This is a genomic window from Alteromonas oceanisediminis, assembly GCF_018474025.1.
GTDB classification, from domain to species: Bacteria; Pseudomonadota; Gammaproteobacteria; order Enterobacterales; family Alteromonadaceae; genus Alteromonas_E; species Alteromonas_E oceanisediminis.
This window is the reverse complement of record NZ_JAHCTA010000004.1, coordinates 404,323-413,961: the sequence shown is the minus strand read 5'-3', so window position 1 is coordinate 413,961 and position 9,639 is coordinate 404,323. Positions and strand designations below refer to the sequence as shown.

At 47.2% G+C, this 9,639-nt stretch carries 9 protein-coding genes; 7 read left to right on the top strand and 2 right to left on the bottom strand.

The window, feature by feature from the left end:
* The first annotated feature begins 219 nt into the window (after positions 1 to 219).
* Positions 220 to 660 carry an SRPBCC family protein gene (locus KIU71_RS09495; RefSeq protein ID WP_214131013.1) on the top strand — a complete coding sequence of 147 codons (441 nt, stop codon included), beginning with the start codon at positions 220 to 222 and terminating at the stop codon, positions 658 to 660.
* A 10-nt stretch (positions 661 to 670) separates the two neighbouring features.
* Here KIU71_RS09495 and KIU71_RS09490 read toward each other — a convergent pair whose 3' ends face one another.
* Positions 671 to 1,573 carry a LysR family transcriptional regulator gene (locus tag KIU71_RS09490; RefSeq protein ID WP_214131012.1) on the bottom strand — a complete coding sequence of 301 codons (903 nt, stop codon included), beginning with the start codon at positions 1,571 to 1,573 and terminating at the stop codon, positions 671 to 673.
* A gap of 142 nt (positions 1,574 to 1,715) precedes the next feature.
* Between KIU71_RS09490 and KIU71_RS09485 the strand changes: the two genes are divergently transcribed.
* From KIU71_RS09485 to KIU71_RS09475, 3 genes are all read left to right on the top strand, one after another.
* Positions 1,716 to 2,174 carry a MaoC family dehydratase gene (locus KIU71_RS09485; protein WP_214131011.1) on the top strand — a complete coding sequence of 153 codons (459 nt, stop codon included), beginning with the start codon at positions 1,716 to 1,718 and terminating at the stop codon, positions 2,172 to 2,174.
* A 275-nt stretch (positions 2,175 to 2,449) separates the two neighbouring features.
* Positions 2,450 to 5,134 (top strand): TonB-dependent receptor, encoded by a 2,685-nt coding sequence (locus KIU71_RS09480; RefSeq protein WP_214131010.1) that lies wholly within the window; start codon positions 2,450 to 2,452, stop codon positions 5,132 to 5,134.
* Positions 5,135 to 5,361: 227 nt separating this feature from the next.
* Positions 5,362 to 5,664, top strand: coding sequence for a 4a-hydroxytetrahydrobiopterin dehydratase (locus KIU71_RS09475; RefSeq protein WP_214131009.1), 303 nt, complete (start codon positions 5,362 to 5,364; stop codon positions 5,662 to 5,664).
* A gap of 109 nt (positions 5,665 to 5,773) precedes the next feature.
* On the opposite strand, the gene KIU71_RS09470 is transcribed toward KIU71_RS09475, so the two are convergent.
* Entirely contained in the window at positions 5,774 to 5,911 is a 138-nt protein-coding gene (locus KIU71_RS09470; protein ID WP_214131008.1) for a hypothetical protein, read from the bottom strand.
* Between the two features lie 25 nt (positions 5,912 to 5,936).
* Between KIU71_RS09470 and KIU71_RS09465 the strand changes: the two genes are divergently transcribed.
* The 3 genes from KIU71_RS09465 (at position 5,937) to KIU71_RS09455 (ending at position 9,628) form a co-directional block, all read left to right on the top strand.
* Positions 5,937 to 7,568 carry a TldD/PmbA family protein gene (locus KIU71_RS09465; RefSeq protein ID WP_214131007.1) on the top strand — a complete coding sequence of 544 codons (1,632 nt, stop codon included), beginning with the start codon at positions 5,937 to 5,939 and terminating at the stop codon, positions 7,566 to 7,568.
* Between the two features lie 21 nt (positions 7,569 to 7,589).
* Positions 7,590 to 8,933 carry a TldD/PmbA family protein gene (locus tag KIU71_RS09460; protein ID WP_214131006.1) on the top strand — a complete coding sequence of 448 codons (1,344 nt, stop codon included), beginning with the start codon at positions 7,590 to 7,592 and terminating at the stop codon, positions 8,931 to 8,933.
* Between the two features lie 62 nt (positions 8,934 to 8,995).
* Positions 8,996 to 9,628 carry a DUF4159 domain-containing protein gene (locus KIU71_RS09455; protein ID WP_250207427.1) on the top strand — a complete coding sequence of 211 codons (633 nt, stop codon included), beginning with the start codon at positions 8,996 to 8,998 and terminating at the stop codon, positions 9,626 to 9,628.
* Positions 9,629 to 9,639: the final 11 nt, after the last annotated feature.

The window sequence follows — 9,639 nt, the reverse complement described above, 5'->3', positions numbered from 1 at the left end:
AGACAAAAGAAGCGGCGGCGATAGCGATAGAAGTTTTAACTATTTTCAACATGGTTAAATTCCTCGGTTTGTTAAGTAGTTTGTGTTGACGAGTTTTATTAAAGCCGAGGTGAGAGCAAAAAAAAATCTGCAAGGCGATACATAGGTATTTCAAATAATACGTTCTCTAGTGTTTCGTATTCGGTTATGGTGGCACATTACCTTACAGAGGGCAGTGTTGTGTTTAATATCCGCGTTGAACGAACCATCAATAAACCCATTGACATTGTATTTGCAATGCTCAGTGAGCATGAAAATTATCAATCTTTTCCCGGTGTGGATAGTTCTACCTTGTTGGAGCCGGGCGACAATGAAAAGAATGGTATCGGGGCATTGCGCCAAGTCAAACTGGGGCCTGTAGTGCTTAAGGAACGGATAGTGGCATTCATGCGCCCTACGTTAATGGAGTATCGTATTGAGCATTCAAAACCCTTTAAGTTCGTACACGAACTCGGGCAGATTACGCTATCGGAAAAAGACGGTAAGACCGATGTCGTGTGGATATCGAAGGGCTATATAGCAACACCCATACTCGGTCGCTTAGTACTCGATCCTATGATTAACTCGCAGGGCGCAAAAGGGTTCGCAAGTATTTTAAAAGCTATCGATAGAGCGAGCTGATATTGCCTGTTTAGTGGGGTTCATAGGCTTTTGCAACTTCAGCAATTTGTTCGCGCATCCACATGTGAGCGTGGTCATGGTCGGCGCTCACATGCCAATATAGAAAGTATTCGACTGGCGGAATATCAAAGGGTACTTCATAAATCGCTAAGTCGTAGTGTTTGGCCAAATGATACGGTAGGCAGGCGATGAGATCAGTTTTGACAATCGCGCTGGGCACCGTTAAAAAATGCTGACCTCGCATAATGACTTTGCGTTTTTTACTGAGCCTATCCAGCGCAATATCGATTGGCCCGGCACCGCTTTTACGATGTGAAACATTAATGTGCCCAAGCCGTAAAAAGGTATCAATGTCTAAGCCGTGTTTGAGCGCCGGATGATTCTTGCGCGCAATAACCACGAAGCGATCTTCAGCAATGCGCTGTTTACACAAATGCGGATCGGTAAAGGTTGATGCGTCTGCAAAAAAATCCAAGCTGCCGTTCGCCATAGAGGACACCACCTGACTACGAGCGATTTCATAATTGGTCAGGGTAATACTGGGGGCTACGTTTTGTAGCCGCACCATGAGCCTGGGCATAATACTCACCTCAAGCAAATCACGACTGGCAAAATTAAACGCTTTCTCAGAAATTGACGGGTCGAACGTATGGCTTTGTTGCACGCTTTTACGCAAAAGCCCCAGTGCTTGGCGCGCGGGAACAATGATATTCTGGGCGACGGGGGTTGGCGTCATACTGTGGCCTGTGCGTACGAACAGCGGATCGTTAAGCATTTCACGCAGGCGAGCCAATGAATTGCTCACTGCCGGTTGCGTAATGCACAGTACATCCGCGGCTTTGGTTAGGCTTCCTGCCGTGTAAATTGCATCAAAGACGGCAAATAAATTAAGATCGATCCGGTTCAAATTCATGCAGGTAGTCAACTTCTCTTCGAATAGCAGTAGCGCGGTAAAACACTACCATAATTTATTAGGCTGCATTATAGAAGATGATTTGAAATATTCAGTACATTAATAGTATAAATGCGTAACAAAACGTATTTTTGGAGTATTTATGGCGTTAACGCTTCTTGACCTTAGCCCAGAGCAGAGCTTGCCCGCAACGGCGTGGGTAACGGTAACACAGCAGCACATTAATACCTTTGCCGATGCGACAGGCGATCACCAGTGGATACATGTCGATGTAGAAAAATGTGCAAAGGAAAGCCCGTTTAAACAACCGATAGCGCACGGGTTTCTTTCAGCATCGCTGATGCCTGGCGCATTTGAACAGGCCATTGCCCCGCATCCAGATATATCGTCAGTGTTGAATTACGGGATCAATAATCTGCGCTTTCTCGAACCTGTCAGAGTGAATGACCGCGTAAGGTATCAGTTCAAGGTCGCCAAGATAGAGCAAAAGCCGTTGGGGCGGCTGTATAGTTTCGACTGCATAGTCGAAATAGATGGCCGTGATAAGCCTGCTTTAGTCGGGCAATTTTTGATGCTTGCCGTGATCCGTTCAGCCCCCTAATTTTCACTTCTCTCACCGCGCAGAGGCTCCTGTGTGCTGCTGCGCAGCAACATTGTAAGACATTTGCCTCTCCTCCCGTGCCGACAGCCTTTATTCAACAGGTCAGACCATCCAGCGCGCTAATGTTTACATATAAGTAACATGTGATTTACATTGCTGGTTATTGCGCATACTATTTTTTCAGCGTTCTGCAGTTTCTGTGGGCGTGAATAACAAGAAAGCTCCACCACAACAACTTTATCAGGCTGTGATGCTGCCTGAGATAGAGGACTCATATGAAGTTAACTACACGCAAGACCGTTTTGGCCGCCTGCGTCGCAGCACAATTTGCGTTTATTCCGCACGTTGTCAATGCGCAAGATCAGTCGTCCGAGCAGGCTGAAGAGAAAAAAGACTTTGAGCTCATTATGGTGACGGGTAGTTTTGTCCGCCGCAGTGAGAATTTTGAATCACCGTCGCCCTTGGCGGTTGTCGACAGTGTTTCGATTGATTCAATCGGCGCGAAAAATATTGCTGATATCACGCAAACATTAACGATTAACACAGGCGCGCAGAACAACCCAGATGCATTCACTCAGAATGCTACGGCCGGTACGTCTAACATCAACTTACGTGGCTTAGGGGTTGCGTCGACCTTAGTGTTGTTAAACAACAAACGCCAAGTCGTCAACGCTCAGCAAACCAACGACGGTTTGAACTTTGTCGATACCAGCTCGCTCGTTCCAATGATTGCTATCAATCGAATGGAAGTGATTAAAGACGGCGCTTCTGCATTGTACGGGTCAGACGCGGTTGCTGGCGTTGTTAACTTTATTACAAAGCAGGATTACGAAGGCGCCAAGGTCACTTTTGATTATCAGGATGGCGCGCATGGTGATAACAAAGAATATATTTTGCAAGGTTTGTGGGGCGCTGTTGGTGATAACAGCAGCGTAATGGCCGCCATTAGCTACACAAACCGTTCACCTTTGTTTATTTCTGATCGCCGCTTGTCACGTCCTCAGGACGATACCAGTGCATTGGGTAACCCCGGTGCCTTTTTCTTAGGCGCTACACCGTTTATCGATCCGACCGGATGTGAAGAGTTCGGTGGTTTTCCACAGTTACTGGCCCCCCCCGGCACAGTTCCAGGGTTAGATATCGGTTTTTGTGGGTTTGATTTTGGTCCGTTTTATTCGTATGTGCCCGATGAAACTCGCGTCAATGCCTACGTTAAAGCCGATTACGACATCACCGACGACATCACTTGGAGCAATGAAATTAGTTTTGCGCGTAACCGTGCTGAGCGCGGTGGGGCACCAAGCTTCCCAATCCTCACTCAGCCTGTCGTTCCGGCGACACATCCTAGTAATCCATTTGGCGCCCCAGTCGCGTTCTTTGGGCGAGCAGAAGGAAATGGGTTCCCTGGCGATGCTGCGAATACCGAGTCCGACACTTTCCGTTTTAACACTACCTTAACCGGCGAAATGGACAACGGCTTTTGGGAAGTCAGTTATACCAATGCAACCAACGATTTCCTATTTAGCGTACCGGATGTGTTAAATACTGAGTTTAACCTAGCGCTTAACGGCTTAGGCGGTGGCGATTGTAATCCGTTAACCGGAACGCCAGGTGTCGGTGCGTGTGAATATTTTAATCCGTTTGCCACCTCGTACACGGTATTGCCCAACTCACAATATGTAATCGATTCCTTTACTGGTCGTCAGCGTATTGACTCACAAACTGATTTACAGGTTGTAGAAGGCTTTGCATCGATTGATGCATTCGATATGGACGGTGGTACAGCGGGTGTCGCGTTTGGATTACAATACCGCGAAGAAAAACTCAGCCAAGACTACGACGAGCTGTCAAATCAGGATAGTTTTACCTTTGTTATTGGTAACCCTGACTTTGAAGGTAAGCTTGATGTGTGGGCGGCCTTTGCGGAGATGGCGTTACCCGTTAATGACACACTCGACATCCAGTTAGCATTGCGCTACGAAGATTACGGCGGCTCTGTGGGCGATACCATTGATCCAAAAGTGGCGTTCTCATGGCGTGCAACGGATGATTTTTCATTGCGAGGTTCATGGTCTACGTCATTTAGGGCTCCAACCGTATTCTTACGTAATGGTGGGGCGACAACGCTACAGCAATTGAGCGATCCATTGTTTGGAACTGCGTTTGCAGCGGTGAGAACCGCGGGTAACGAAGAGCTCAAACCTGAAGAGTCTACGGCATATAACGTTGGTTTCTCATTTGAGCCTATCGATGATTTATCTGTGGAAATGGATTATTGGAACTTCAGTTTTGAAGATCTGATCATTCAAGAAAACGCACAAGCATTGCTGACAGCAAATCCACAAGATCCTGAACGTATTATTCGCGCGGGTGACCCTCTGAACGGTCCGCTGTTACAGGTCAACAATACCTACGTCAATGCCAGTGAACTCGACACCTCCGGTATCGATTTAGTTACAAGTTACAAAATAGAGACAGACTTTGGCACGCTCACACCCAGTGTTAATGCGACTTACATCCTGTCTTACGATTTAACCGACCCTCAGGCCGGTAACATTGATGGTGCAGGGCGTCGTAACTTTAACAATATTGGTGTTTCGTCACCTGAGCTGCGCATGAACTTAGGACTTAACTGGTCTGCCGGTATCCATGGTGCAAACGTCTTTGTGCGTTATATCAGCGCATACGATGACGATCAGAATTGTGCCGATGGTACAACCAACACCACGGGCTGCGCTGACGGCTTCTATGAGATTGATAGCCACGTCACCGTAGATGCACAGTACAGTGTTAATCTTGGCGAGGTGTTTGAAACTGAGACTGATTATTTGCTAACAGTCGGCGGAATTAACCTGTTTGATGAAGATCCACCGCAAGTCTTTACTAACAGCGGTTTTGATTCAAAGGTACACGATCCGCGCGGGCGTCAAATCTATGCACGAATTGCGATAGAATTCTAAGCATTCGTTAATGATGGTTGAGCCCGGTTTGTCCGGGCTTTTTTAATCAGCGTGACTCACACAGCGAACGACAGTGCATCATTCACAACGTATTTGCTGGGTACATTCATGCATCAGCAGTTACGCCTGCATCAGCGCCATGTTACCGTTGAGATGCGAAGAGCGCAGTGCTAGGTTTATGCGTGACAGTTAGAGTTTCCATTTTCAAAAGCTTAAGGAGAAAAGATATGGCAGAAAAGTTTTCACAAGCCCACATTGACGAGGCGCTTGCTGAGCTTAATAAAGACTTGGCAGATGACCAACAATGGCAGATTAAGGATGATAAGCTCTCGAAAGAGTTCAAGTTTAAAAGCTTCATCAGGGCATTCGGCTGGATGTCGCAAATTGCGATTTGGGCAGAAAAGCTCAATCATCACCCAGAGTGGTTTAATGTGTACAACAAAGTCGATGTGCAGTTGACCACACACGACGTAGGCGGGATCAGCGATTTGGATTTTAAACTGGCCAGCAAAATGGAACTGTTTAAGTAGCTCGCTCGTTTGGCGCGGTTGCCAGCAGCTTTTTGTGCTAGGCACCGCGCAATGATATTACACACTTTCTTACAGTTTAGTGCACCGCAATGCACACAACCTACCCACCTTAGTTTACACTCATTTTATACCGAGCGAGTTCGTGTTGAAAACCCGCAATATGAATGCGGGTTTTCATCGGTTTATCTGGTTTGTTCAACTTGAGATAGTCGCTCAGCGTATCTTTTCGTGATACCAAATAACTCATAAAAAAACCTGACCAAGGAATAACAATGGAACGACGTGATTTTATTAAGCTTGGAGGCGCAGCCGGTATGGGCGCTTTGATCTTGCCTGTTTCGGGAATGGCCGTGAGTGCTGACCAGCTACTCGATCGCCCTATGGACGTTGCGTACAAAAAGAAGCTTGCAGATATTGCGCTTAATGCAGCCAAAGCAAAAGGTGCAACCTATGCGGATGCTCGTATTGGCCGATATCTGAACCAGTTTGTGACTACCGCCGAAAAGCGCGTTGATAATATTGTTAATACAGAGTCAGCAGGTATTGGTATTCGCGTTATCGCTAACGGAACCTGGGGATTTGCTTCCACGTCAAACATGACGCCGGACTCGATTGCTAAAACGGCTGAAAAAGCCGTTGCGGTAGCAAAAGCCAATTCCAAGTTCCAAACTGATCCAGTTAAACTTGCGCCTGTGAAAGGCGTGGGTGAGGTTTCATGGAAAACGCCAATCAAGAAAAACGCCTTTGAAGTTCCCGTCAAAGAAAAAGTCGACATGCTGATGGCGGTCAACGATGCGGCAATGCAAAACGGCGCAAACTACATTACGTCAGTATTGTTTTTAGTCAATGAACAGAAGTATTTTGCATCCACGGATGGTTCGTATATCGACCAGGACGTTCACAGATTGTGGGCACCGTTCTTCGCAACGGCGATTGGCGAGGCCGGCTTTAAACAACGTACCGGTTTGGGCAATCCAGTGGGTATGGGCTTTGAGTACCTTGATGGCAAAGAAGAAGACAAAATTCGCGTGTCCGGCGCGAACGTAGGTTACAAAAATAGCTATGACATTATTGAAGATGCAACGGCGGCAGGGCAGCAGCTCAAAGCGAAGTTAAAAGCAAAATCTGTTGAACCGGGTAAGTACGATCTGGTGCTTGACCCAGCACACTTGATGTTGACCATCCACGAATCCGTCGGTCACCCATTGGAGCTTGATCGTGTGTTAGGCTACGAAGCCAACTATGCTGGCACCAGTTTCGCCACGCTGGATAAGTGGAAAAGCGGTAAGTTTCAATACGGCTCCGACATCGTCAATTTGTTCGCTGATAAAACTCAGGATTATTCGTTAGGTAAAGTCGCTTTTGATGATGAAGGGGTAAAGACCAAACAATGGGATTTGGTCAAAGACGGTATCCTTGTTAACTACCAAGCAACGCGCGATCAGGTGCACATGATTGATCAGAAAGAGTCTCATGGTTGTTGCTATTCACAGAGTTGGCGTGATGTGCAATTCCAGCGTATGCCGAATGTCTCTTTGCGACCCAACAAAAAAGATATATCTGCTGATGATGTGATCAAGGACGTTGAAGACGGTATTTACATTGCTGGACGAGGATCATTTTCAATTGACCAGCAGCGCTACAACTTCCAATTCGGCGGACAACTGTTTTACGAAATTAAAAACGGCAAAATCACTGAACAAATTGAAGACGTGGCCTATCAATCAAACACACAAGAATTCTGGAACAGCTGCGTGCAGATGGCGGGTCAGTCCGATTATCGCCTCGGCGGCTCATTTTTCGACGGTAAAGGCCAACCTTCGCAGGTTAGCGCAGTATCACATGGTTGCCCGACGACACGCTTTAACAATGTCAACGTAATCAACACGGCCCGCAAGGTCTAAGTCGAGAATAAGGAAACCATTATGACAATCATGACTGAAAAAGCTGCTAAAACCTTGCTAGAGAAAGTGATTAAGCTGTCTAAAGCAGATGAAGTTGAAGTTTATTTAAACGGCTTAGTTGGTGGAAACATCCGCTATGCACGCAATACCGTGTCGACGGCGGGGGAAGAAGCAGACTTAACGCTTGCCGTGCAGTCGACTTTTGGCAAGCGTACCGGTGTTGCAACCATCAACGAGTTTGATGATGCGTCGCTTGAAAAAGTGGTGCGCCGTTCGGAAGAGTTGGCCAAGCTGGCGCCGGAAAATGAAGAGCACATGCCTGTATTTGGCCCGCAGAAATATGTCGAGTCAAAAACGTATTTTGAGTCAACAGCCAATGTGTCGCCGGAAATTCGTGCGCAAGCGGCCGAGGATAGCATCGCGCCTTCCAAGAAAAACAAGCTGGTCTCATCAGGCTTTTTAGAAGAAGCCGTGACGTTTGAAGCTATCATGAACAATAAGGGCTTGTTTGCCTACAACCCTGCGACCAACGTGGATTTTTCGGTCACTATCCGCACCGAAGATGGCACCGGTTCAGGTTGGGTGACGCGCAATTACAGTGACGTCAAACTGCTGGATACAGCGAAAGCCTCCAGTATTGCCATTACTAAAGCGAAAAACTCTGTCGATGCGAAAGCCATGGAGCCGGGTAAGTACACCGTAATTTTAGAGCCTGCGGCGAGCGTAGGTTTGCTGCGTAATATGGTCAACAGCATGGCTCAACGTGCGGCTGATGAAGGACGCAGTTTTTTAAGCTATAAGCCAAAAGAAGGCGACGACCCGGAAAAAGCGCCTAAAAACCGATTGGGCGAGAAGATGTTCGACGAGCGCGTCAATATTTCCAGTGACCCACAACACCCCATTGCACCTGCCGCTCCCTTTGGTGGCGATGGCTATCCGCGTGTAAAAACCGATTGGATTAAGGATGGTGTGGTAGTGAATATGCCAAATACACCCTACTGGGCGAAAAAAACCGGTGTCGACTATCAGCCTCAGGGGGGCAATATTCTGATGGCGGGTGGCGATTCATCACTTGAAGATATGATTGCTAACACTCGCCGGGGCATCTTGGTAACACGCCTATGGTACATTCGTCCGTTGGATCCGCAAACGTTGCTCTACACGGGCTTAACCCGCGACGGAACCTTTTATATTGAGGACGGTAAAATTAAATTCCCAGTGAAAAATTTCCGTTTTAACGAAAGCCCAATTGTGATGTTAAACAATATTGAGGCGTTGGGCGAACCACAACGCATCGATGGCAATATGATCCCACCGATGAAGGTGCGTGACTTTACCTTCAGTAGTTTATCGGACGCTGTTTAACTTTGCAGCGTCGTGCGTTTTTACAATCGGCATTGGCCGCAGCGTTCGTCGCGGCTTTTCCGATGCGCGCTCATGCGCAAAGCTACGACTTTTATTTCACCCGATTAAGTTACGAATCCGGTAATTGGGACGTGGATGAGCGCATGCCAGCCAATGTACTTAATTCGTTAATCGAATATACCAGCCTGCGTGTGGACATTAGGGAACGGGTGGTGCCACTATCGGATCCTGCTATGCTCAGTGCGCCGTTTTGTTATATGGCCGGCCATCGTTTAGTGCAATTTACATTACAAGAGCGAGAAAATTTTGTTCGGTACGTGAATAACGGTGGGTTTGTGTTTGTGGATGATTGCAACCATGACATAGACGGCATGTTTGCCCGTACGTTTGAACAACAAATGGCAGAATTATTTGGGCCTGACGCGCTGCAGAAAATTCCAAATGACCACGCGATTTACACCAGCTTCTTTACCTTTGATGGTCCGCCTCGTACGTCGATGGAATTAAACGGCTGGGGAGATGATTTGGTGCACGACTACCTGAAAGCGATCATCGTAAACGGTCGCATTGCAGTGCTCTACAGCAATAAGGACTTTGGCTGTGAATGGGATTATGATTTCCGCAACAAACGCTGGCTTCGTGTCGACAATACCAAGTTTGCGGTCAATATTGTGATGTATGCCATGACGGCCTAAAACTTCCTGAC

Bases quoted from the DNA above. Each gene is read 5' to 3' on its own strand.
- KIU71_RS09490 (WP_214131012.1), bottom strand. From the start codon at position 1,573: ATGAATTTGAACCGGATCGATCTTAATTTATTTGCCGTCTTTGATGCA.
- KIU71_RS09485 (WP_214131011.1), top strand. From the start codon at position 1,716: ATGGCGTTAACGCTTCTTGACCTTAGCCCAGAGCAGAGCTTGCCCGCA.
- KIU71_RS09480 (WP_214131010.1), top strand. From the start codon at position 2,450: ATGAAGTTAACTACACGCAAGACCGTTTTGGCCGCCTGCGTCGCAGCA.
- KIU71_RS09475 (WP_214131009.1), top strand. From the start codon at position 5,362: ATGGCAGAAAAGTTTTCACAAGCCCACATTGACGAGGCGCTTGCTGAG.
- KIU71_RS09470 (WP_214131008.1), bottom strand. From the start codon at position 5,911: ATGAGTTATTTGGTATCACGAAAAGATACGCTGAGCGACTATCTCAAG.
- KIU71_RS09465 (WP_214131007.1), top strand. From the start codon at position 5,937: ATGGAACGACGTGATTTTATTAAGCTTGGAGGCGCAGCCGGTATGGGC.
- KIU71_RS09460 (WP_214131006.1), top strand. From the start codon at position 7,590: ATGACAATCATGACTGAAAAAGCTGCTAAAACCTTGCTAGAGAAAGTG.
- KIU71_RS09455 (WP_250207427.1), top strand. From the start codon at position 8,996: ATGCGCGCTCATGCGCAAAGCTACGACTTTTATTTCACCCGATTAAGT.